Below are 21,150 nucleotides of genomic sequence, written 5' to 3'. Positions count from 1 at the left end.
GTCGTCAGACATGGACGAGGTTGCGCAGCTTGTCCAGCCGCGCCGGTCCGATACCGTCCACGTCACCGAGCTGATCGACGCTGGTGAACCGGCCATTCGCGTCGCGCCACGCCACGATCGCCGCAGCGGTCACCGGACCGATGCCGGGCAGCGTGTCGAGTTGTTCGACGGTCGCGGTGTTCAGGTTCACCTTTTCGCCCGGCGGTTTGTCGCCGGTCCCGGTCGGCGGTGCGTCCGCCGATGCGGTCGCCGCCGCACCCGGACTGACCGAGCTGCCCATGGCGGCCGGCTCGCCTGGTGGCGCCGCGATACCGACGACGATCTGCTCGCCGTCGGTGATCCGTCTGGCCATGTTGAGTCCCACCATGTCTGCGCCCTCCAGCGGCCCGCCCGCCGCGGCGAGCGCGTCGGCGATCCGGGCGCCCGCTTCGAGCGTGACCAGCCCGGGCTTGTGCACCAGGCCCACGACACTGACGACCACGGGCTCATCCGACGTCGAGTTCGCCGCATCCGCTGTCGGGCTCGCCGACGAAACCATCTGCACGGGCGGGAGTTTGGCCGCTGTCACCGCGGGGGTGTCGTCACGCACCAGCACGAACACCGTGATCAGCACCGCGACGACTCCTACCCCGGCGAGCGCAAGGACACCGACGCGACCGGGATCGGCGCGCACCGCAGCGATCCAACCCGCTGCGCCGTTTCCGGTGGTTTCCGGCAGCCAGCGGGTCAGCGACGTGTCCGGTTGGCGCTCCTCGACGTCGGTGTCGGCCTCTACTTCTGCGCCCAGCCGGCGCTGCAGGCGCTCGGCGGCCAATTCGGTTCGCATGTTGCCGAAGATAGGTGCGCACGCCGACCGCAAGCCCCGTCGATGACAGGCGACGACGCGCCCTGTGGATGAAGTGAGCGTTGGGGATAACGGCGGTCTACAGTGTTGCTGTGGATCGTCGAGTCCCGATGGTCGCGGCCACCGCATTCGCCGTTCTGTATACCGTTGCGCTGCTGATGGTTCCGGCGCTACCGGGCATCGACAAGCCGGGTCTCGACATCGTCACCCACATCCAGGAGAACGCCGGTGCCATGCGCACTCAGGCGCTGTTGGTGGCGTTCGGCTCGCTGGCCCTGGTGGTGGTCCTCGGCCATGCGCGCGACCGGCTGGCGGGGCCGTATGCCTTCGTGTTCACGATCGGCTCCGGCGTGATTCTCGTCCAGATCAGCATCGCCACCTGGTTCACCTCAGGGTTGGCGTTGCATCCCGGCGAACTGGGCTCCGGGACCGCGCGGACGATCACCGACATCGTCACGATGTGGGGACCCATGCTCACCGTGGCCGACATCATGGTTGCCGCACCGATTTTGTTGGCGGCCAACGAAGGTCGTTTTCCACGTTGGCTTGGGATCGTCGCCGCCGCCTTCGCCGTCGAGCAGCTCATCGAGACGATCACGATCATCGGACCGCCGGGGAGCTTCATCTCGCCGGGCGGACCGATGAACCTTTACCTCGGCGGGCCGTTGTTCATCTTGTTCTTCCTGGCACTCGGCGTGGCGCTGTTTCTGCCCGCGGAAACCGAGGCGCTCGCCGAACAAGCCGACGAATCGGCCGGGCCTGACGCGGTCGAGAACACCGAACCGGACCCGGAATAGCCGGCCGAACCGGACGTAGCCACTAGCATTCCTCCGGTGACGACGTTGCAGCGATACACCGACCGTCGCGTGCTGATCACCGGGGCCGGGTCGGGCATCGGCCAGGCGACGGTCCTGCGGATTCTCGACGAGGGCGGCACGGTCGTCGCCGCCGACGTCAGCGAGACCGGGTTGGCCGACACCGAGGCCAAGGCGGATGGGGCCGCTGACCGGCTCACCACCGTGGTGGTCGACGTCGGCAGCGAGGAATCCGTGTCCGCCGGGGTGTCTCGCGCCGTAGCGGCGATGAACGGTCTGGACGCTCTCGTCAACGCGGCGGGCATCCTTCGGTCTTCGCACTTCGCCGACACCACCCTCGCCGACTTCGAGCACGTGTTGCGGATCAACCTCATCGGCACGTTTCTCGTCACCCGCGAGGCGCTACCCGCCCTGCGCGACGGCACTGCACCCGCGGTCGTCAACTTCAGTTCCACCTCAGCGAACTTCGCGCACCCGTACATGTCGGCGTACGCCGCCTCCAAAGGCGGCATCCAGGCCATGACGCACACGTTGGCCTTGGAGTTCAGCAAGGTAGGCATCCGATTCAACTGCGTGCAGCCGGGATCGATCTCCTCTGGAATGACCGACGGGTCAGGGCAATCCGGGCAGAGCGCCGGACCTGGACTGCCGGAAGATGCGGACTATACGTTGTTCGGCAAGATCATGCCGACGCTCGCCATCGACGGCGACGCCATGTTCGCCAAGCCCGACGCGGTGGCGGCCGTGGTCGCCATGCTCGCGGCGCCGGAAGCCTACTTCGTCACCGGCACGGAGGTCCGCATCGACGGCGGCACCCACATGTAGTCACCCTGACCCCGAGGAGATTTCGTGACCACACCCGATCGGCCACTTCGCGTGATCCAGTGGACCACCGGCAATATCGGCCGTCGGTCGCTGCACGCGATCATCGGACGCGACGACATGGAGCTCGTCGGCGTCTACGCGCACAGCCCGGACAAAGCCGGCGTCGACGCGGCGGAACTGGCGGGCTGGCCCGAACCCACGGGGATCGCGGCCACCAACGACATCGAGGCACTGCTGGCGCAGCGCCCCGACGCCTGCTGCTACAACCCGCTGTGGCCAGACATCGACGAGTTGTGCCGGCTGCTCGAGGCCGGTGTCAACGTCTGTTCGAGCGCGGCGTGGATCACCGGCGGCAAGCAGTCACCGGCGGACCTCGACAGAATCCGGAAGGCCTGCATGACAGGCAATTCGACGATCTTCGGAAGCGGAGCGCACCCCGGGATGAGCAACATGGTGGGCATGGTGCTCTCCGGCGCCTGTGAACGGGTCGACGAGATCCGCATCACCGAGTCGGTGGATTGTTCGACGTACGAATCGGCGGGAACGCAGACCGCGATGGGATTCTCACAGGATCCGGACACCCCCGGGCTGGCGGAGAGTGTACGGCGGGAAAGCGAGGTGTTCGCCGAGTCCGCTGCGATGATGGCCGACGCGATCGGCGCGGAACTCGACAGGATGACCTTCGACGTCACGTTCACAGCAGCGACAGGGGATTCCGACCTCGGGTTCATGCAGATCCCCGAAGGCACCGTCGCCGGCGTCCACGGTTATCACCGCGGCTGGGTGGGCGAGAAGAACGTCGTCAGCGTCGGATTCAACTGGATCATGGGTGACCACGTCACCCCGCCGAAGCCGCTGGAACACGGCCATGTCATTCAGGTTTTCGGGCTTCCCAACATGCGCACCGTGCTGCACTGCCTGCCGCCGAAGGACTGGACCGAACCCGGTTTCATGGGTCTGGGCATGATCTATACCGCGCTGCCGGTGACCAACGCCGTGCCCGCCGTGGTGGCGGCGCAGCCGGGCATCGTGACGCTCAAGGACCTGCCTCCGGTCACCGGTCGCGCCGCGGTGTGAATTACCGCCGAAGGCACAGCGGCGTACGGTTTCTCGACCATTTTCCGTACCGCAGTGTGCGCTCGTGAGCCTAGAGTCGTTGCGCGAGAGTACTTTTACCTGTCCCGTCGAGATCCGCGAGCGCTGCCCGACGACCCGTCATCACCATCATCAGCGCCTCACCGGGACCGATCACCTCGGCACCGTGCCCGTGTGACCAGTCGACGTCGGTGGCGTGCAGGCGCAGCCCGCGGATCCGCCGGCCCGCCCCCAATCGTGGATTACCGGGGATCAACGGCAGGATGCGCCCGAGGCGATCGGCGGGGATGGTGCGCGGCCGGTTGAGCGCGCGGCGGATGTCCTGGTGGTGCACCGTGGCGTCGACGAAACCGATCATGCCGCCGAAGCCGGCGGTCAAGCCGCTCGGATACAGGTGCCGGTTCAGATACGCGACCAGCTCATCGGGCGAGAACCCGGCGAACTCGTCGACTCCGACCTGGTTCGCGTTCACCACCCACCCCTTGGCGAACCGCTTCAGCAGACCGCCGACGCTGAGTTCCTCATAGCTGACCACATGCGCGACAACGTCTTTGACGGTCCACCGGCTACAGAGACTCGGGTGGCGCCACTGCTCGGGCGTCAACTCGGCCAGAAACGCCGCGAGGTCGGCTCGCTCGGCGCGGGCCAACTCCTTGAGGCTCGGTTCGCCGTCGATGGACATCACGGCGCCTCGCGGTCGAACAGGTCGCCGTAGCGGCGCAGATACAGGGGCCAGCCGGCATCACCGCCGACGCCGGTGGCGACGGAATCCCAGCCGTCGCCGTGCCTTTCAAGGTGGCGATGCTCGAGGATGACGCGCGTACACCCATCGGCCTCGGCGGTGAACACGACCTCGACCTCACTGCACCGCCCGGGATCGGATTCGAGCTGCCACGTCGGGCCGATGTCCCACGAGAAGACGATGCGGTGCGGCGGCTCGATGACGAGCACCCGCGCCCAAGCGCAGACACTGCCGTCCTCGCCGCGGTCGTAGATGCGCCCGCCGACATGCGGCTCGAAGACCGTCTCGACGATCGGGGTGCCCAACAGGTTGTGCTCGCGCGGCTTGAAGTCGCCGAACCGCTCGGTGAACACCCGGAACGCCCGTTCGAGCGGCGCGTTGACGGTGATGTCGTGGCGGACGACCGCGGATTGGGCAGAGGTCATCATTGCTCTCCTTCGCGTTCGGTTATTTCCTTGAAGCCGGCCAGCGCCTGCCCCCAGAAGCGATCGAGGTCGGCCCGCATGGCGGCCAGCCCCACCGGGTCGAGCTGGTAGACGCGCCGGGTCCCGTCGGGGCGGTCGCAGACCAGCCCGGCGCGTTTGAGCACCTTGAGGTGCTGGGACACCGCGGGCCTGCTGACCGGAAGATCGCGAGCCAGCTCCCCGACCGCCATCGGCCGGTGCGCGAGACGTTCGACGATCGACCGCCGGGTGCGGTCCGCCATCGCCACCCACGCATCGGCATCTTGGTAAGTCGGCACGAACCGTAAGTTATCACTTACCAAAGCCGCGGGCAATGGCCGGATCAGTCGGCGAGCTGGACGACCACACCGATCGCGCCCCCACCGACATGGATCGACAGCACCGGACCCATATCCCGCACGGTGAGCGCTTCGAGCTGAGGGAGCCGGTCCGTCAGCGCGGCGCCGACCTCGTCGGCGCCGTCGTGGTTGTCGACGTGGTGTACCGCGATCGACGCCTGGCGGTCACCGACAAGATCGGCGACGCGGTCCACCATCGTCATGTGTGCCTTGCCGATCGTCCGGATCCGTTGGTCGAGCACGAGTCGGCCGTCGACGTCGATGCACAGCAGCGGCTTGACCGACAACGCGGTGCCCAACCATGATGCCGCGGTTCCGATCCGCCCGCTGCGCCGCAGATTGTCCAGCCGGTGCACCACGATGAACGCGTGCGTGCGTTGTACCGCCGAACGCGCAACGGCCTCAACCGAATCCAGGTCCAAACCGTTGGCGGCGGCGCGCGCGGTGGCGAGCGCGGTGAACCCCACCCCCATCGCCGCCGAGCGTGAATTGACGACCCGTACCGACGGTCCGAACTCCCGAGCGGCCTGCACCGCAGAACTGTACGAACTCGACAGCGCCGCCGACAGGTGCACGGCGACAACGCCGTCGCCGTCGCTGTCCCGCAGCGCCTGGCGGTACATCTCCGCGAGGTCGGCGGGTGTCGCGCCCGCGGTGCTCGCGCGCAGCACCTCATGCACGTCATACGGCACCTCGTCGACACCGTCGCGCAGGTCGATCAGATCGACCAGCACATGCAACGGCACCTGCCGGATGTCGGTCTGCTTCAACTCGTCAGGCGTCAGGCGCGACGACGAGTCGGTCACCACGACTACGGACACGGCACGCCGGCCTCGGCGAGCGCCTTGAGCATGGAGTCTGCCACGGCCTGATGAGCATCGAAGTTCCAGTGGATGCCGTCGGGGTTGCCCTGGCCGTTCATGACGTACTCCCCGACCGCCGCCTTGAGGTCGACGAGCGGAATGTCATGCTGGTCGGCCCATTCGGTGAGCGCTCTGACGGTGCCGTCGCGGCCATGATGTGCCCTGCCGTACGTGTCGGCGATGTGCACCGAGGGCAGACAGGCGACGACGGGTATCCCGGGCCGGTTGAAATCGATGGCGCCGCGGGTCATCTCGAGATACTCCGCGGACAGGTGTGGCGGCAGCGCAGCGCGCGCCACCGGTGAGAGCCGCGGCTGCACCCAGCAGTAGCCGTCGCGCACCCAGCGGCGCAGCCATGGCGGGCGCACGTAGCGGATCAGTTCACGCGCCGCGGTGGGCAGCGGCGACGGCAGGGAATCCATGCCGCCCGTGGCGAACACCACCGCGCCGGCCCGCGGCAGCGCCGCCCACGCCCGCGGGTCCTGCGTCGCCGCCCACCACACGTCACGACACGTCCAACCGATCCGACCGATCAGCTCGACATCCCAACCAAGCTGGGCGGCAACGATGTTGGGCCAGATCCGCGGATCGTCGGCCGGCAGCCCGCCGGTCGGGCCGTAGTAGGACAGCGAGTCGCAGAAGATCAGAAGGGTCGGACGCTCACAAGACATCGTTGGCTACCTGTGCCGAAGCGTTCCACACGTCGAGCCGCCACCGTACGGCCTCGGGCGCCGCGTCGACGTCACTGTGGCCGGACAGCTGCACCCAGCTGGCGTTGCCCATGCCGCCGAGGATCGGCCAGTTGTCGACCGGCAGCCTCAGCAGCGCCGAGGTCAGCGCCGCGATCAGCCCGCCGTGGGCGACCAGCACGACCGGCCGTTCCGGATCCCCACCGGGCTGGTGCAAACCCCACTCCGGCTGTCCGACGATCAGCTCGTCGACCAGCGGCATGCTGCGCGCGGCGACGTCGACGCGACTCTCCCCGCCCGGCGGCGCCCATCGCGAGTTGTCCCGCCACGCCAGCCGAGCACCGGGCGCCGCGGCGTCGACCTCGAGGTGGGTCAGCCCCTGCCACTCGCCGAGGTGTGTCTCCCGCAACCGAACGTCGGCCGTAACGGGCACGCCGGCGCGGTGGCCGAGCACCACCGCGGTGTCGAATGCCCGCCGCAGATCCGAGGTCACAATCGCCAACGGCTGCCGCTTGGCCAGCACCTCTGCCGCCGCGACCGCCTGCTCCCGCCCCAGATCGGTCAGGTCGGTGTCCAGCTGGCCCTGCATCCTGCTGCCCGCGTTGTACTCGGTCTGCCCGTGCCGCAGCATGACCAGGCGTCGGACCCGCCTCACGGTCGGCCGTCCTCTTCCGTCATCCCCTGCTCTTCGGGCGGGGCCCCACTTTGCGTATGCGGCTCGTCCACATCGACCGGGATCGTCGGGCAGTCCCGCCACAACCGGTCCAGCGCATAGAAGTTGCGCTCGTCCTCGTGCTGGATGTGCACCACGATGTCGACATAGTCGAGCAGGGTCCAGCGGCCCTCGCGGGCACCTTCGCGGCGGGCCGGTTTGTAGCCGGCGACGCGCATCTTCTCCTCGACCTCGTCGACGATGGCGTTGACCTGTCGTTCGTTCGACGCAGAGGCGATCACGAAGCAGTCGGTGATGACGAGTTGGCCCGACACGTCGATCACCACGACGTCGTCGGCGACCTTGGCCGCGGCCGCCTGCGCGGCCACCGTCGCCATGCGGACGGCTTCGTCGGAGGCGCTCATCGGTGCTTCCCCTGGGTTGTGAGCGGTTGTGCGGCATAGAGTTTGCGCTTGGCCACGTACTGGACGACGCCGTCGGGCACCAGATACCAGATCGGCCGGTTCTCCCGGGCGCGCTTACGACAGTCGGTCGACGAGATCGCCAGTGCGGGCACCTCGACGAGCTGCAGCGCATCGTCGGGCAGTTCCTTGATCGCCGCAGCGATGTGCTTACCGTCCAGCTCGTACCCCGGCCGGCTCACCCCGACGAAACTCGCGATGGCGAACATCTCCTCCCAGTTCTGCCACGACAGGATCGACGCCAGCGCGTCGGCCCCGGTGATGAAGAACAGGTCCGCGTCGGGGTTGAGCGCGCGCAGATCGCGCAACGTGTCCTTGGTGTAGGTGGGTCCGCTCCGATCGATGTCCACTCGGCTCACGGTGAACCGTGGATTGGAGGCGGTTGCGATCACCGTCATCAGGTAGCGGTCTTCCGCGGCGGTGACTCGGCGGTCCTTCTGCCACGGCTGTCCGGTCGGGACGAACACCACCTCGTCGAGTCCGAACAGTTCGGCGACCTCGCTGGCCGCGACGAGGTGCCCGTTGTGGATGGGATCGAACGTCCCACCCATCACGCCGAGCCTGCGCCGAGGAGCCACGAATAGCCAGCTTACGGGAGTGGCCGAGCCGGCTCAGACCGGCAGCAACCGATCGATGACCGACGCCAACTGCTTGGCCGACCGGCATTCGTGCATGGTGATGACGTCCTCATACCGCGGCACCGCCGAGTCGCCGCTGCCCCACAGGTGCCGGGGTTCGGGGTTCAGCCAGTGCGCATGCCGGCTGGAGTTGACCATGTGCGCGAGCAGCTCGATCTCGGGGTTGCGGTAGTTGTTGCGGCCGTCGCCGAGGATCAGCAGCGCGCTGCGCGGCGAGAGCACATTGGGCCATCTGTCCATGAACGACGCGAACGCGTGGCCGTAGTCGGAGTGCCCGTCGCGGGTGTACACACCCGCTTCCCGGGTGATGCGCTGTACCGCCACCGCGAGGTCGGCGTCCGGTCCGAACAGCTCGGTCACCTCGTCGGTGGTGTCGATGAAGGCGAAGACGCGCACGCGAGAGAACTGTTGGCGCAGCGCATGCACGAGCAGCAGCGTGAAGTGGCTGAACCCGGCGACCGAGCCCGAGACGTCGCACAGCACGACGAGTTCGGGCCGGGCGGGATGCGGCTTCTTCAGCACCACGTCGATCGGCACCCCGCCGGTGGACATCGACTTGCGCAGCGTCTTGCGCAGGTCGATCTCGCCGGCGCGCGAGCGCCGCCGCCGCGCGGCCAGCCGGGTCGCCAGCGTGCGGGCCAGCGGCGCCACCACCCGGCGCATCTGGCGCAACTGCTCACCCGAGGCGCGCAGGAACTCTACGTTCTCGGCGAGCTGCGGCACACCGTACATCTGTACGTGGTCGCGGCCGAGTTGTTCGGCGGTGCGGCGTTTGGTCTCCGCCTCGACCATCCTGCGTAGCTGGTTGATGCGCTGCGCAGCAAGGGCTTTGGCAATCTGCTCCTGCGTCGGCGTGGGCTCCTCGCCGTACGGAGCCAGCAGGCCGGCGAGCAACCGGCCCTCGAGGTCGTCGAGGTTCATCGCCTTGAGGGCCTGGTACGACGAATACGACGGCCCTCGACTGGAGTTGTAGCGGCCGTACGCCTCGACGATCTGAGCGATCATGGCGGCCATCCGCTCGTCGAGGTTCGCCAGATCCTCGTTGTCGGCCAGCATGTCCAGCAGCGCCGACCGCATAGCCTCGACGTCCTCCGGCGGCAGACCCGGGTCGCTGTCGTCCGCTTCACCGTCGTCGTCCACCAAAACCGTCCGCGCGCCCAGCGCAGCGGGGAACCACAGGTCGAACATCGCGTCGTAGGTATCGCGGTGGTCGGGGCGGCGCAGCACCGCGCAGGCGATGCCCTCCCGCAATGCCTCCCGATCGGCCAAGCCCAGCACGGAGACCACCTGTCCGGCGTCGACGGTCTCCGAAGGGCCTACCGAAATTCCCTGTGCCCGTAGCGCTTCGACGAACCCGACGAGGTGGCCGGGCAGGCCGTGCGGCGCCAACGGCTGCGACGGTCGGGTCCGGCGCACGGCCATCTCAGTTCAGCCTCAGCTCGCCGGAGGCCTTGATCTGGTCGGCCTGGTGTTTGAGCACCACACCCAGCGTGGCCGCGATCGTCGCATCGTCGATGGTGTCCAGCCCCAGGGCCAGGATCGTACGGCCCCAGTCGATGGTCTCGGCAACCGACGGCAGCTTCTTGAGCTGCATTCCGCGCAGCACGCCGATGATCTTGACCAGCTCGTCGGCGAGCCGCTCGGGCAGCTCCGGCACGCGGGACAGCAGGATGCGCCGCTCGAGGTCGGGATCGGGAAAGTCGATGTGCAGGAACAGGCACCGGCGCTTGAGCGCCTCGGACAGCTCGCGGGTGGCGTTGGAGGTCAGGACGACGAACGGCGCGCGCTCCGCACTGATCGTGCCCAGTTCCGGCACGGTCACCGCGAAGTCGGACAGCACCTCCAGCAGCAGGCCTTCGATCTCGATGTCGGCCTTGTCGGTCTCGTCGATCAGCAGCACGGTCGGCTCGGTGCGCCGGATCGCGGTCAGCAGCGGGCGCGACAGCAGGAACTCCTCGGAGAACACGTCGTCGCGGGTGGAGTCCCAATCCCCGTGCCCGGCCTGAATCCGCAGGATCTGCTTGGCGTGGTTCCACTCGTAGAGGGCACGAGCCTCGTCGACGCCCTCGTAGCACTGCAGCCGCACCAGACCCGACCCGGTCGACTGCGCGACCGCGCGAGCCAGTTCGGTCTTGCCGACACCCGCGGGTCCTTCCACCAACAACGGCTTGCCGAGCCGGTCGGCCAGGAAAACCGCTGTCGCGGTTGCGGTGTCGGGCAGGTAGCCGGTCTCGGCCAGCCGTCTGCCGACATCCTCGATGTCGGCGAACAGCGGCGCTGGGCGGGCGGGGACACTCACGGATAGGGCTCCTATATCAGGCCGGGCGGGTGTGGCCGTCTCCCCACACAATCCACTTGGTTGACGTCAGTTCGGGCAAACCCATGGGTCCGCGGGCGTGCAGCTTCTGGGTGGAGATTCCGATCTCGGCACCGAACCCGAACTGCTCCCCGTCGGTGAACGCCGTCGACGCGTTCACCATCACCGCGGCCGCGTCGACCCGCTCGGTGAACCGTTGCGCCGCAGCGAGATCCGTGGCGACGATCGCTTCGGTGTGGCCGGTGCCGAATTCGTTGACGTGGTCGATGGCCGCGTCGACCCCGTTGACCACCGCCAACGCGATGTCCATCGAAAGGAACTCGGCCCGCAACTCCTCTTCGGACGGGTTGTCGTGCACCGTGACACCGGCGTCCCGCAGCGCGCGGGTCAGCCGCGGCACCGCACGATCGGCGATCGCGGCGTCGACCAGAACCGATTCGGCCGCGTTGCAAACGCTGGGCCTGCGCGTCTTGGCGTTGAGCAGGATGCGTTCGGCGACGTCGAGATCGGCCGACTCATGCACGTACACATGGCAATTGCCCACGCCGGTCTCGATCGTCGGCACCGTCGCGTCCCGGACGACCGCGTCGATCAGCCCTGCGCCACCGCGCGGGATGACGACGTCGACCAGCCCGCGCGCCTGGATCAGGTGGGTGACGCTGGCGCGGTCGGAGCTGGGCAGCAATTGCACCGCGTCGACGTCGAGCAGTTCGGTCGCCAGCGCGGCGCGCAGCGCGTTCACCAGCGCGGCGTTGGAGTTGGCCGCCGAGGAGCTGCCGCGAAGCAACACCGCGTTGCCGGACTTCAGCGTCAACCCGAATGCGTCGACGGTGACGTTCGGCCTGCCCTCGTAGACGATGCCGACGACACCGAGCGGGACACGCAGCTGCCGCAGTTGCAGACCGTTGGGCAGTGTGCGGCCCTGCAGCACCTCGCCCAGCGGGTCGGGGAGCCGCGACACCTGGCGCAGTCCGTCGGCGATGCCGTCGACGCGGTCCGGGTTCAACTTGAGCCGGTCGAGCATCGCGTCGGGGGTGCCCGCGGCGCGGGCGGCGGCGAGGTCCTGCTCGTTGGCCTCGAGGATCTGCCGCGTCGACATCAGCACGTGGTCGGCGGCGGTGTTCAGCGCGCGGTTCTTGGTTTCCGAGCTGAGGGTGGCCAGCGCGCGCGCCGCCACGCGGGCTCGGCGGGCGGCGTCGTGTACCTGACCACGCAGATCGGCGGCATCAGAAGCCAAGGGGACCTGCACACTCATCAAACCAGCGTATCGAACGGGCTTCGGGAGTTCGACACGTGTCAGGTAGCGGTGCTGCATTAGCGTTGGGGGTCATGGTGGCGCGGGTGTGTGTGGTCGGCAGTGTCAACGCCGACCACACGTTCATGGTGAGCGCCCTGCCCCGCGCGGGCCAGACCGTGCTGGCGTCCGGCCTGTCGACCTCACCGGGCGGTAAAGGCGGCAACCAGGCGGTGGCCGCGGCGAGGGCGGGCGCGGAGGTGCGACTCGTCGCCGCGCTCGGTAGCGACGCGGCGGCCGAGGCGCTGAGGGGTCACCTCAGCGCCAACGGGGTCGGTCTGGACGGCGTGATCACGGTGCCTGGGCCGAGCGGATCGGCCGTGATCCTGGTGGATTCGTCGGCAGAGAACACGATCGTGGTCGCGGCGGGGGCGAATGCCGCGCTCGACGTGAATTCCGCGGACGTGCGTGGCGTCATCGCCGACTGCGACGTGATGCTGCTGCAATTGGAGATTCCCCTTCCCACCGCGATCGCCGCCGCGAGGGTGGCGCGCGAGGCCGGTGCGGTCGTCATCGTCAACGCCTCACCGCCCGGTGCCCCGCCGCACGAGCTGCTCGCGCTGTCCGAGTCAGCCGACGTCGTCGTGGTCAACGAGACCGAGGCCGGCGAGTGGCACTGGCCCGTCCCGCATCTGGTGATCACCCGGGGTCCGCGCGGTGCGAGTTATCTGGGCGACGGCGAGCGCTTCGTCGTCCCGGCACCCACCGTGCGGGCCGTGGACACCTCCGGCGCGGGCGACGTGTTCGCCGGTGTGCTCGCCGCGCACTGGCTCGACGGCCACGAGACCGCGCTGCGCCGGGCCTGCGCCGCCGCCGCATTGTCCACGCTCGTTCCGGGGGCCGGCGATTGTGCGCCCTACGCCGAAGCCATCGACGACGCGGTATCCAATCGAGCGACGGAAAGGCAGTTATGACGAGCACCCAGCCGAGCACCACCGGCGGCCCGCGGCCACCCGAGGGCGACTGGCTCGGCACCCCCTACCTGAAGTTCACCCGCGAGGGCCCGTTCGGGGTGTGCCGGCTCGACCGGCCGGAGGCCCGCAACGCGATGACGCCCGCGATGTACTTCGGAATCCGTTACGCGGTGCGCCACGTCGACGCCGATCCGGATCTGGCCGGTCTGCTGATCACCGGCACCGGCGACGTCTTCGCGCCCGGCGGTGACATGGGTGGGGGCGACGGCAGCGACAACTGGCTGACGTTCGGGTCGGCGCTCGGCATGGACGTGACACCGTTCGAGACCCTGCGGCAGTCGGTCAAGCCGGTGGTGTCGGCGGTCAACGGGCTGTGTCAGGGCGGCGGCTTGCAGATCGCGCTGTGCAGCGACATGACGGTCGTCAGTGAGCGGGCCACGTTCCGGGTGCCCGAACTGCTGCGCGGTATCGCCGACACGTACTACAGCCAGATGCTGGCCCGCCTGATCGGCCCGGTCCGCACGCGGGATCTGATGTTCACCGGCCGGACGTTGTCGGCGCGGGAGGCGCTGGAGTGGGGCATGGTGACGCGCGTGGTGCCCCACGACGCTCTGCTCGATGCGGCGCGCGAGGTGCTCGGCCAGTGCTGTCGGACCGCTCCCGGCGCCCGCGGCGTGGTCAAGTCGAGCCTGGACAACTATCTCGGGTTGTTCGACCGCATCGGTATGCAGGCCAGCTACTCCTCGGCCGAGGCGATGGAGGGCTTCCGGTCGTTCAAGGAGCGCCGTTCGCCGGACTGGGTGCACCCCGACCTGCGTGTCGACGGCCGCCTCTAGCGAGCGATTTGTGGAGCGCTACCGGCGCTGAGCGCCGGTGCGGCTCCACAAACCGAGGCCCCGATAGTACAGAATTCCCTGTACTATCGGGCCATGCAGACGGTCACCCACAGCGACGCGCTGTCGCGGTTCGGTTCCGCGCTGTCGGACCCGACCCGCGCCGAGATCCTGCTGATGTTGCGCGACGGGCCCGGCTATCCCTCGGAGCTCGCCGACAAGATCGGCGTCTCCCGCCAGATTCTGTCCAACCACCTGGCCTGTCTGCGGGGCTGCGGACTGGTGCTCGCGCAGCCGGAGGGCCGCCGCAGCCGCTACGAACTCGCTGACGAGCGCATCGCCCACGCACTCGACGACCTGGTCGGCCTCGTGCTCGACGTCGATCCGGCCTGCTGCCCGAGCGCGGTCGCCGACGACTGCTGCTGATGCCCACCACCGCCCGGCGCGAGGTACTCGCCCGTCGTATCCGATGGCTGGTGGCCGCCACGATCACCTACAACGTCATCGAGGCGGCCATCGCGCTGGCCGAGGGCACCCGGGTGTCGTCGTCGGCGCTGATCGGCTTCGGGCTGGACTCAGTTGTCGAAATCGCCTCCGCGGCGGCCGTCGCGTGGCAGTTCGCGGCGCGCGATCCTGAGACGCGAGAGAAGACCGCGCTGCGCTTCATCGCGTTCTCGTTCTTCGCCCTCGCGGCGTACGTAACCGTCGACGCGGTGCTCGCGTTGACCGGCCGCGGCGCGGCCGCGCCGTCGCTGGTCGGGATCGTGCTCGCCGCGCTGAGCCTGGCGATCATGCCCGTGCTGTCGCTGGCGCAGCGGCGCGCCGGCCGTGAGTTCGGTTCGACGTCGGCCGTCGCCGACTCCAAGCAGACATTGTTGTGCACCTACCTGTCGGCGATCCTGCTGGCAGGCCTGCTGCTCAACGGCCTCTTCGGCTGGTCGTGGGCCGATCCCGTCGCGGCGCTCGGTATCGCGGTGATCGCGGTCCGCGAAGGCGTCGACGCGTGGCGCGGTGATCCCTGCTGCGCGTGAACATCTACAAGGAGTCAGCATGCCGATCATCGCACTCGTCCTGTTCGGATTGTTCGCCGTACTCGGATTCGGTTGGCGCAGTTGGCGTCAACGGCGCCGGACCGGATCGACCGGGTTTCGTGGCATCAGCGGGCGGCCGCTGTCGCCCGAGTGGTTCGCCGGGGTGGGGTTCGTCGTCGCGATGGCCGCCGCCGTGTTCGCGCCCATCCTGCAGCTCGCCGGCGTGGTCGCGCCGTTGGAAGTTCTCGACCGGCCGTGGCTGAACGTCGTCGGCATCGCGTTGGCCGTGGCGGGCATCGGCGCAACGCTCTACGCGCAGTTCGACATGGGCGACTCCTGGCGGATCGGCGTCGACGCAAGCGAGACCACGACTCTGATCCGCAGCGGCGTGTTCGCCCGGGTGCGTAACCCGATCTTCACCGCGATGATGGCTTTCGGCTTCGGAATCGCCCTCGTCACACCGAATCTCGTAGCTATCATCGGCTTCGCGCTTCTCGTCGCGACGATCGAGGCGCAGGTGCGCGTCGTCGAAGAGCCGTATCTGCTCGCGACGCACGGCGACAGTTACCGCGACTACCTCGCGACAGTCGGCCGGTTCGTGCCCGGCATCGGCGTGATTTCGGGATAGCTGGTTGCGCTGACCGCACCCGACGACACCGAAATCACAGTCACTCCTCGGGGATCTCCCGCTCGATCTCGTCGAGCCAGGTGCGCGCGGACATGTCCGACGGCGCCCGCCAGTCACCGCGCGGCGAGAGCGACCCGCCGTGCGACACCTTCGGCCCATTGGGCAGCGCCGACCGCTTGAACTGCGCGAACGAGTAGTATCGCTGCGCGAACACCTGCAGCCAGTGCCGAATCTCCTTCAGCGAGTACGCCGGTCGTTTGTCCTCGGGATAGCCGGTTGGCCAGTCGCCGCGCGCGGGATCGCTCCAGGCGTGCCAGGCGAGGAACGCGACCTTCGAGGGCCGGAACCCGAAGCGCAGCACCTGAAACAACGAGAAATCTTGCAGCACATAGGGGCCGACCTTGGATTCGCTACTCTGGATCTCCTCGTCCTCACCGGCGGGCACCAGCTCCGGGGAGATCTCGGTGTCGAGCACCGACTGCAGGACCTCGTTGACGGTCTCGTCGAACTGCTTGGACGTGATCACCCAGCGAATCAGGTGCTGAATCAACGTCTTCGGCACGCCGCCGTTGACGTTGTAGTGCGACATCTGGTCCCCGACGCCGTAGGTCGACCACCCGAGCGCGAGTTCGGACAGGTCGCCGGTGCCCAGCACGATGCCGCCGCGCTGATTGGCCAACCGGAACAGGTAGTCGGTGCGCAGGCCGGCCTGCACATTTTCGAACGTGACGTCGTAGACCTCCTCGCCGCGCCCGAACGGATGGTCCATGTTCTTGAGCATCAGTTCCGCGGTCGACTTGATGTCGAGTTCGTCGAATGTCACGCCCAACGCCTCGGCCAACCGCACGGCATTGCCCTTGGTGCGGTCGCCGGTGGCGAACCCCGGCATGGTGAACGCGAGAATGTCGCTGCGCGGCCGTTGTTCGCGATCCATCGCCCGCGCCGCCACGATCAGCGCGTGCGTCGAGTCCAGGCCACCGGACAACCCGAGCACGACCTTGGGGTAGTCGAGCGCACGCAACCGCTGCTCGAGCCCGGCCACCTGGATGTTGTAGGCCTCATAGCAATCCTGTTCCAGCCGTTGCGGATCCGACGGAACGAACGGGAAGCGTTCGACGTGCCGGAGCAGCCCGATGTCACCCGATGGCGGATCGAGCTGGAACTCCACCCGCCGGTAGGAGTCCGTCGACGTACCGTGGTGACGCCGGTTGTCGTCGAAGGTGCCCATCCGGATGCGTTCGGAGCGCAGCCGTTCCAGGTCGACGTCGGCGATCGAGCGTTGCTCAGCCTTCGGGAACCGCTCGGATTGCGCCAGGCACTCGCCGTTCTCCCAGATCATCGTCTGGCCGTCCCAGGCGAGGTCGGTGGTCGACTCCCCCGGCCCCGCCGCGGAATAGACGTATGCGGCCAGACAGCGCGCCGAAGCGGAGCGGGCCAGCAGGCAGCGGTCCTCGGACCGGCCGATGGTGATCGGGCTGCCCGACAGGTTCGCCAACACCGTTGCACCGGCCAATGCCGCCGACGCGCTCGGCGGAATCGGCACGAACATGTCCTCGCAGATCTCGACGTGCAGCACGAAACCCGGCATGTCGGTCGCGGTGAACAACAGGTCGGGGCCGAACGGCACGTCCGCCCAGGCATCACCGCGCCCCATCCGGATCGCCCCGCGCACGTCGTCGCCGGGCGCCATCTGGCGTCGCTCGTAGAACTCGCGGTACGTCGGCAGGTAAGACTTCGGCGCCACGCCGAGCACCCGCCCGCGGTGGATCACCACGGCGGTGTTGTACACCCGGTGCCGGTAGCGCAGCGGCGCGCCGACCACCAACACCGGCATCAGATCGGCCGAGGCCACGACGATGTCGAGCACCGCGTCTTCGACCGCATCGAGCAGCGCGTCCTGCATAACGATGTCCTCGATCGAATACCCCGACAGCGTCAGCTCCGGGAAGACCGCAAGCGCCACGCTGTCGTCGTGGCAGTCGCGCGCCATCCGCAGCACGGACTCGGCGTTGGCCTGCGGGTCGGCGAGCGCCGTATGGTGCGTACAGGCGGCGACGCGGACGAAGCCGTGCCGGTACGCCGAGTAGAAGTCCATGCCTCATTGTTGCCCGAAAACGGAACGGGGTATGCAAGTCCCCATGAGTGCGACCGCTGTGCTGGTCATCGACATGATGAACACCTACCGTCACCCCGACGCCGAGAAGTTGGCTCCGCACGTCGCTGAGATCATCGACCCGCTGGCCCGGCTCGTCGACACGGCCCACGATCGCGACGACGTGGACCTCATCTACGTCAACGACAACTACGGCGATTTCAGCGCGGAGTTCGGCGATATCGTGCAATCGGCGCTGCGAGGTGAGCACCCCGATCTGGTCGAGCCGATAGTGCCCCGCAAGGGTTGCCGGATGCTCACCAAGGTGCGTCACAGCGCCTTCTACGCCACCGCGCTGGCGTACCTGCTGAGCCAACTGAAGCCGGAGCGGGTGATCCTCACCGGCCAGGTCACCGAGCAGTGCATCCTCTACACCGCGCTGGACGCCTACGTCCGGCATTTTCCGGTCGTCGTCCCGCCGGATGCGGTCGCCCACATCGACCCGGAACTCAGCGACGCGGCGCTGACCATGATGAAGAGCAATATGAGCGCCGACATCACCCCGGTCGCAGAGTGTTTGCGGTGACGCGTTTGACGTAGCGGTTCGCGGGTAGCCCGACCAAACCGATGATCAACACCAAGCGCGATCGGATCGCCGAACCGTGGGGCACTCGGACGCCTTACGGAAAAGGCGAACATTGGCCAGAACGCGTCGACATGCACCTGGCCGACGGGCTGGCCCCCGATGCGGTCGACCGATGGGTGCAGTCGGCGTCTGTGCTGCATTCCAACGGTGACGGCCTCGACATCGCGGTCAAAGACGGCCGCATCGTCGGCATTCGAGGCCGGTCCGTCGATCGCGTCAACCGCGGCCGGGTCGACACCAAGGATCTCTTCGGGTGGCAGGCCAACGCGTCGACCGACCGGCTCACCATGCCGCTGGTGCGCGAGAACGGCAAGCTGGTCGAAACCGACTGGGACACAGCGATGAACCGGATCGTCCGCCGCAGCAAAGAGCTGCTCGAAACGGTGGGACCGAGCGCATTCGGGTTCTATACCAGCGGTCAGCTGTTTCTCGAGGAGTACTACACGCAGGGCGTGATCGCCCACGGGGCGATCGGCACCAACCACGTCGACGGCAACACCCGGTTGTGCACCGCAACCGCCGCCGAGGCGCTCAAGGAATCGTTCGGCTGCGACGGCCAGCCCGGTTCGTACACCGACGTCGACCACGCCGACGTGATCGCCCTTTTCGGGCACAACGTCGCCGAAACCCAAACCGTGTTGTGGATGCGAATGCTCGACCGACTCGCCGGTGACGACCCACCCGCCATCGTGTGCGTCGACCCCCGGCCGACACCCGTCGCGCAGGCCGCCACAGTGCATCTCGCGCCGCTGCCCGGGACCAACGTGGCGTTGATGAACGGACTGTTGCACGAAATTCTTCGCAACGACTGGGTGGACCATGACTACGTCGACGCCCACGCCGTCGGCTTCGACGAACTGCGAAAGCGGGTGGCCGAGTTCCCGGCCGAGCGCGTGGCGAAGATCTGCGACGTGCCCGCCGAGGACATCAGGGAGGCGGCTCGGCGGCTCGGCACCGCGCAGCGGCTACTCTCGACGGTCCTGCAGGGCTTTTACCAGTCCCATCAGGCGACGGCGGCGGCGGTGCAGGTCAACAACATTCACATCGTCCGCGGAATGCTGGGCAAGCCGGGCTGCGGAATCCTGCAGATGAATGGCCAACCCACGGCCGAGAACACCCGCGAATGCGGCGCGGACGGCGATCTGGCGGGATTCCGCAACTGGTCCAACGACTCCCACATCGAAGAGCTCGCCCGACTGTGGAACATCGACGCACTGCAGATTCCGCACTACGCGCCGCCGACGCACGCGATGCAGATGTTCCGTTACGCCGAGCAGGGCACGCTGCGCCTGCTGTGGATCAGCGCCACCAACCCCGCCGTATCGCTTCCCGAGCTGCGACGTATTCGAGGCATTCTGGGCCAGGACCGGCTTTTTGTGATCGTGCAGGACATCTTCCGCACCGAGACGACCGAACTCGCCGATGTGGTCCTGCCCGCCGCGGCGTGGGGTGAGAAGACCGGCACCTTCACCAACGCCGACCGCACCGTTCACCTTTCGGAGAAAGCCGTCGATCCGCCCGGCGCGGCTCGGCCCGACCTGGACATCTTCCTCGACTACGCGCGCCGGATGGACTTCCGCGACAACGACGGCGCACCGCTGCCGTCGTGGACCGACGCCGAATCGGCGTTCGAAGCATGGAAACGCTGCAGCGCCGGCCGCCCGTGCGACTACACCGGCCTGAGCTACGACAAGCTCCGTGGCTCCGCCGGCATCCAATGGCCTTGCAACGCAGACAATCCCGACGGAACGGAGCGACTGTACGCCAACGGCCGGTTCTGGGCCTCACCCGATTACTGCGAGGCCTATGGCAAGGACCTGATCACCGGTGCACCACTGGAGCCCACCGAATACCGCGCGATGAATCCGGACGGCAAGGCGATCATCAAGGCGGCCGAATACATTTCACCGCACGAGCCGCCGCGCCCCGAGTTTCCGTTCGCGTTGATCACCGGCCGGACCCTCTACCAGTTCCACACCCGCACCAAAACCGGCCGCGCGCCGCAACTGCAGGCCGCCGCCCCGGAGGTGTGGGTGGAGGTGTCGAAGGCCGACGCCCAACGGCTCACCATTGCAGAGGGCGACGTCGTCGAGATCGGCACGCCGCGGGGCTCGGTCACCGCCAAGGCCCGCATCTGCGGGATCCGCACCGGTGTGCTGTTCCTGCCGTTCCACTACGGCTATTGGGATGTCGATGTCGACGACGGTCATCACCGCGCCGCCAACGAGCTGACCATCACGGACTGGGATCCGGTGTCCAAACAGCCCGTCTACAAGACCGCGGCGGCGAGCCTGCGCCGGGTAACCGGTTCGTCATCACCTGCTCCAGCGCCGACCACCGCCGCCTCGGCACCGGTTTCCGACGGCGTCGATGCGACAAGCGGAGGCGCGGCGGCCGAAGCGACTGAATCCCTGACCTCTTCGGAGACACCATGAAACTCGGCATGGCGCTGCGGGAGTTGCACCGGTCGGAACTGCGGCTGGCCCGCTCGCTGGACGCGACCGCCGCGCGGCACCACAACGACCAAGCCATCTACTATGTGGCGCTCGGTCTTGCCGGCTGGTCACGCGAGCATCTGGAGCTGATCGCCGAAACCGGCCGGCGCTACGGTGTTCGACTGCGCGCTCACCCCCGCACGTCGGCGATCACCGAGTCCGCGCAGCAGTGGATCAGCGACCGCGTCGGCCGCCGCCCCGAACCCGCGCTGCTGTTGCTCGCCGACCTGCGGCGGCTGCACCGCCTGGCGGCCGGCGTTTCCCTCGACTGGGAGCTGCTGGGGCAGGGCGCGCAGGCCGCCAAGGACGACCGGCTGCTGAAGCTGACCCAGCGGTGCCATCCGCAGGCGCTGCGGCAGATGCGCTGGGCCAATGCGATGCTCAAGGAGCTGTCGCCGCAGGCCCTGATGAACTGACTCTGCGCCCTCGACGGCCCGGACAGCGCCTACTCTC

24 protein-coding genes are annotated in these 21,150 nt (G+C 68.0%); 11 read left to right on the top strand and 13 right to left on the bottom strand.

Translation table 11 applies throughout. The features are described 5' to 3' along the window. Nucleotides 1–4 precede the first annotated feature (4 nt). The gene (locus AU185_RS06380) at nucleotides 5–826 is read right to left on the bottom strand and encodes a ComEA family DNA-binding protein (protein WP_059156949.1); all 822 of its coding nucleotides are present in this window, start codon (nucleotides 824–826) and stop codon (nucleotides 5–7) included. 110 nt (nucleotides 827–936) lie between these two features. Between AU185_RS06380 and AU185_RS06375 the strand changes: the two genes are divergently transcribed. From AU185_RS06375 to AU185_RS06365, 3 genes are read left to right on the top strand one after another with little or no spacing between them, the layout of a single operon-like run. Then, nucleotides 937–1,641, top strand: coding sequence for a hypothetical protein (locus AU185_RS06375; RefSeq protein WP_156425423.1), 705 nt, complete (start codon nucleotides 937–939; stop codon nucleotides 1,639–1,641). A gap of 36 nt (nucleotides 1,642–1,677) precedes the next feature. Continuing rightward, the gene (locus tag AU185_RS06370; RefSeq protein ID WP_172800148.1) at nucleotides 1,678–2,484 is read left to right on the top strand and encodes an SDR family NAD(P)-dependent oxidoreductase; all 807 of its coding nucleotides are present in this window, start codon (nucleotides 1,678–1,680) and stop codon (nucleotides 2,482–2,484) included. Nucleotides 2,485–2,508: 24 nt separating this feature from the next. After that, complete coding sequence (locus tag AU185_RS06365; RefSeq protein ID WP_059102408.1) at nucleotides 2,509–3,561, top strand: NAD(P)H-dependent amine dehydrogenase family protein; 1,053 nt, start codon at nucleotides 2,509–2,511, stop codon at nucleotides 3,559–3,561. Nucleotides 3,562–3,631: 70 nt separating this feature from the next. Here AU185_RS06365 and AU185_RS06360 read toward each other — a convergent pair whose 3' ends face one another. Genes AU185_RS06360 through AU185_RS06310 form a run of 11 tightly spaced genes read right to left on the bottom strand, consistent with a single transcriptional unit; the run spans nucleotide 3,632 to nucleotide 12,019 of the window. Beyond that, nucleotides 3,632–4,261, bottom strand: a complete 630-nt coding sequence (locus AU185_RS06360; RefSeq protein WP_059102407.1) for a maleylpyruvate isomerase family mycothiol-dependent enzyme — start codon at nucleotides 4,259–4,261, stop codon at nucleotides 3,632–3,634. After that, the gene (locus AU185_RS06355; protein WP_059102406.1) at nucleotides 4,261–4,746 is read right to left on the bottom strand and encodes an SRPBCC family protein; all 486 of its coding nucleotides are present in this window, start codon (nucleotides 4,744–4,746) and stop codon (nucleotides 4,261–4,263) included. Before AU185_RS06355 ends, AU185_RS06360 begins: the two co-directional genes overlap by 1 nt. Continuing rightward, nucleotides 4,746–5,063: an ArsR/SmtB family transcription factor gene (locus AU185_RS06350; RefSeq protein WP_059102405.1), complete on the bottom strand. Its 318-nt coding sequence runs from the start codon at nucleotides 5,061–5,063 to the stop codon at nucleotides 4,746–4,748. The genes AU185_RS06355 and AU185_RS06350 overlap by 1 nt, the downstream gene beginning before the upstream one ends. Nucleotides 5,064–5,107: 44 nt before the next feature. After that, nucleotides 5,108–5,944 (bottom strand): DegV family protein, encoded by an 837-nt coding sequence (locus AU185_RS06345; protein ID WP_059102404.1) that lies wholly within the window; start codon nucleotides 5,942–5,944, stop codon nucleotides 5,108–5,110. Then, on the bottom strand, nucleotides 5,935–6,657 hold the full coding sequence (gene octT, locus AU185_RS06340) for a diglucosylglycerate octanoyltransferase (protein ID WP_059102403.1): 723 nt from the start codon (nucleotides 6,655–6,657) through the stop codon (nucleotides 5,935–5,937). Before octT ends, AU185_RS06345 begins: the two co-directional genes overlap by 10 nt. Continuing rightward, on the bottom strand, nucleotides 6,647–7,306 hold the full coding sequence (gene gpgP / locus AU185_RS06335; protein WP_059102402.1) for a glucosyl-3-phosphoglycerate phosphatase: 660 nt from the start codon (nucleotides 7,304–7,306) through the stop codon (nucleotides 6,647–6,649). Before gpgP ends, octT begins: the two co-directional genes overlap by 11 nt. A 20-nt stretch (nucleotides 7,307–7,326) precedes the next feature. Further along, nucleotides 7,327–7,752: a ribosome silencing factor gene (gene rsfS / locus AU185_RS06330; RefSeq protein WP_059102401.1), complete on the bottom strand. Its 426-nt coding sequence runs from the start codon at nucleotides 7,750–7,752 to the stop codon at nucleotides 7,327–7,329. Then, complete coding sequence (nadD, locus tag AU185_RS06325; RefSeq protein WP_082683765.1) at nucleotides 7,749–8,387, bottom strand: nicotinate-nucleotide adenylyltransferase; 639 nt, start codon at nucleotides 8,385–8,387, stop codon at nucleotides 7,749–7,751. The genes rsfS and nadD overlap by 4 nt, the downstream gene beginning before the upstream one ends. 33 nt (nucleotides 8,388–8,420) lie before the next feature. Further along, nucleotides 8,421–9,869 carry a vWA domain-containing protein gene (locus tag AU185_RS06320; RefSeq protein ID WP_059102399.1) on the bottom strand — a complete coding sequence of 483 codons (1,449 nt, stop codon included), beginning with the start codon at nucleotides 9,867–9,869 and terminating at the stop codon, nucleotides 8,421–8,423. 1 nt (nucleotide 9,870) lies between these two features. Next, nucleotides 9,871–10,746 carry an AAA family ATPase gene (locus AU185_RS06315; RefSeq protein WP_059102398.1) on the bottom strand — a complete coding sequence of 292 codons (876 nt, stop codon included), beginning with the start codon at nucleotides 10,744–10,746 and terminating at the stop codon, nucleotides 9,871–9,873. Between the two features lie 16 nt (nucleotides 10,747–10,762). Further along, a complete protein-coding gene (locus tag AU185_RS06310) occupies nucleotides 10,763–12,019 on the bottom strand; it encodes a glutamate-5-semialdehyde dehydrogenase (protein WP_059102397.1) in 1,257 nt (418 codons plus the stop codon). A 74-nt stretch (nucleotides 12,020–12,093) separates the two neighbouring features. On the opposite strand from AU185_RS06310, the gene AU185_RS06305 reads away from it, so the two are divergent. From AU185_RS06305 to AU185_RS06285, 5 genes are all read left to right on the top strand, one after another. Continuing rightward, the gene (locus AU185_RS06305; protein WP_082683773.1) at nucleotides 12,094–12,972 is read left to right on the top strand and encodes a ribokinase; all 879 of its coding nucleotides are present in this window, start codon (nucleotides 12,094–12,096) and stop codon (nucleotides 12,970–12,972) included. Then, nucleotides 12,969–13,808 (top strand): enoyl-CoA hydratase/isomerase family protein, encoded by an 840-nt coding sequence (locus AU185_RS06300; RefSeq protein WP_059102396.1) that lies wholly within the window; start codon nucleotides 12,969–12,971, stop codon nucleotides 13,806–13,808. The genes AU185_RS06305 and AU185_RS06300 overlap by 4 nt, the downstream gene beginning before the upstream one ends. A 93-nt stretch (nucleotides 13,809–13,901) precedes the next feature. Then, a complete protein-coding gene (locus AU185_RS06295) occupies nucleotides 13,902–14,231 on the top strand; it encodes an ArsR/SmtB family transcription factor (RefSeq protein ID WP_059102395.1) in 330 nt (109 codons plus the stop codon). Next, on the top strand, nucleotides 14,231–14,836 hold the full coding sequence (locus AU185_RS06290) for a cation efflux transmembrane domain-containing protein (protein WP_059102394.1): 606 nt from the start codon (nucleotides 14,231–14,233) through the stop codon (nucleotides 14,834–14,836). Before AU185_RS06295 ends, AU185_RS06290 begins: the two co-directional genes overlap by 1 nt. A 19-nt stretch (nucleotides 14,837–14,855) precedes the next feature. Continuing rightward, nucleotides 14,856–15,464 (top strand): methyltransferase family protein, encoded by a 609-nt coding sequence (locus AU185_RS06285; RefSeq protein WP_059102393.1) that lies wholly within the window; start codon nucleotides 14,856–14,858, stop codon nucleotides 15,462–15,464. Nucleotides 15,465–15,504: 40 nt separating this feature from the next. Here AU185_RS06285 and AU185_RS06280 read toward each other — a convergent pair whose 3' ends face one another. Then, nucleotides 15,505–17,559: an NAD(+) synthase gene (locus tag AU185_RS06280; protein WP_059102392.1), complete on the bottom strand. Its 2,055-nt coding sequence runs from the start codon at nucleotides 17,557–17,559 to the stop codon at nucleotides 15,505–15,507. A gap of 43 nt (nucleotides 17,560–17,602) precedes the next feature. Here AU185_RS06280 and AU185_RS06275 point away from each other — a divergent pair, with 43 nt between their 5' ends. The 3 genes from AU185_RS06275 to AU185_RS06265 are packed head-to-tail and all read left to right on the top strand — an operon-like array spanning nucleotide 17,603 to nucleotide 21,113. Continuing rightward, nucleotides 17,603–18,142, top strand: a complete 540-nt coding sequence (locus tag AU185_RS06275) for a cysteine hydrolase family protein (protein WP_059102391.1) — start codon at nucleotides 17,603–17,605, stop codon at nucleotides 18,140–18,142. Between the two features lie 41 nt (nucleotides 18,143–18,183). Beyond that, nucleotides 18,184–20,637 (top strand): molybdopterin oxidoreductase family protein, encoded by a 2,454-nt coding sequence (locus tag AU185_RS06270; RefSeq protein WP_059102390.1) that lies wholly within the window; start codon nucleotides 18,184–18,186, stop codon nucleotides 20,635–20,637. Beyond that, the gene (locus AU185_RS06265; RefSeq protein ID WP_059102389.1) at nucleotides 20,634–21,113 is read left to right on the top strand and encodes a hypothetical protein; all 480 of its coding nucleotides are present in this window, start codon (nucleotides 20,634–20,636) and stop codon (nucleotides 21,111–21,113) included. The genes AU185_RS06270 and AU185_RS06265 overlap by 4 nt, the downstream gene beginning before the upstream one ends. The last annotated feature ends 37 nt before the right edge of the window (nucleotides 21,114–21,150 follow it).

Source organism: Mycobacterium sp. GA-0227b (genome assembly GCF_001499855.1).
In the GTDB taxonomy this organism is placed as follows: Bacteria; Actinomycetota; Actinomycetes; order Mycobacteriales; family Mycobacteriaceae; genus Mycobacterium.
This window is presented reverse-complemented; position numbering and strand designations above follow the sequence as displayed.

Coding starts and splice junctions, on each gene's coding strand:
- AU185_RS06380 (WP_059156949.1), bottom strand. CDS start 826: ATGCGAACCGAATTGGCCGCCGAGCGCCTGCAGCGCCGGCTGGGCGCA.
- AU185_RS06360 (WP_059102407.1), bottom strand. CDS start 4,261: ATGTCCATCGACGGCGAACCGAGCCTCAAGGAGTTGGCCCGCGCCGAG.
- AU185_RS06355 (WP_059102406.1), bottom strand. CDS start 4,746: ATGACCTCTGCCCAATCCGCGGTCGTCCGCCACGACATCACCGTCAAC.
- octT (WP_059102403.1), bottom strand. CDS start 6,657: ATGTCTTGTGAGCGTCCGACCCTTCTGATCTTCTGCGACTCGCTGTCC.
- gpgP (WP_059102402.1), bottom strand. CDS start 7,306: ATGCTGCGGCACGGGCAGACCGAGTACAACGCGGGCAGCAGGATGCAG.
- rsfS (WP_059102401.1), bottom strand. CDS start 7,752: ATGAGCGCCTCCGACGAAGCCGTCCGCATGGCGACGGTGGCCGCGCAG.
- AU185_RS06320 (WP_059102399.1), bottom strand. CDS start 9,869: ATGGCCGTGCGCCGGACCCGACCGTCGCAGCCGTTGGCGCCGCACGGC.
- AU185_RS06310 (WP_059102397.1), bottom strand. CDS start 12,019: ATGAGTGTGCAGGTCCCCTTGGCTTCTGATGCCGCCGATCTGCGTGGT.
- AU185_RS06305 (WP_082683773.1), top strand. CDS start 12,094: ATGGTGGCGCGGGTGTGTGTGGTCGGCAGTGTCAACGCCGACCACACG.
- AU185_RS06300 (WP_059102396.1), top strand. CDS start 12,969: ATGACGAGCACCCAGCCGAGCACCACCGGCGGCCCGCGGCCACCCGAG.
- AU185_RS06295 (WP_059102395.1), top strand. CDS start 13,902: ATGCAGACGGTCACCCACAGCGACGCGCTGTCGCGGTTCGGTTCCGCG.
- AU185_RS06290 (WP_059102394.1), top strand. CDS start 14,231: ATGCCCACCACCGCCCGGCGCGAGGTACTCGCCCGTCGTATCCGATGG.
- AU185_RS06285 (WP_059102393.1), top strand. CDS start 14,856: ATGCCGATCATCGCACTCGTCCTGTTCGGATTGTTCGCCGTACTCGGA.
- AU185_RS06280 (WP_059102392.1), bottom strand. CDS start 17,559: ATGGACTTCTACTCGGCGTACCGGCACGGCTTCGTCCGCGTCGCCGCC.
- AU185_RS06275 (WP_059102391.1), top strand. CDS start 17,603: ATGAGTGCGACCGCTGTGCTGGTCATCGACATGATGAACACCTACCGT.
- AU185_RS06270 (WP_059102390.1), top strand. CDS start 18,184: ATGATCAACACCAAGCGCGATCGGATCGCCGAACCGTGGGGCACTCGG.
- AU185_RS06265 (WP_059102389.1), top strand. CDS start 20,634: ATGAAACTCGGCATGGCGCTGCGGGAGTTGCACCGGTCGGAACTGCGG.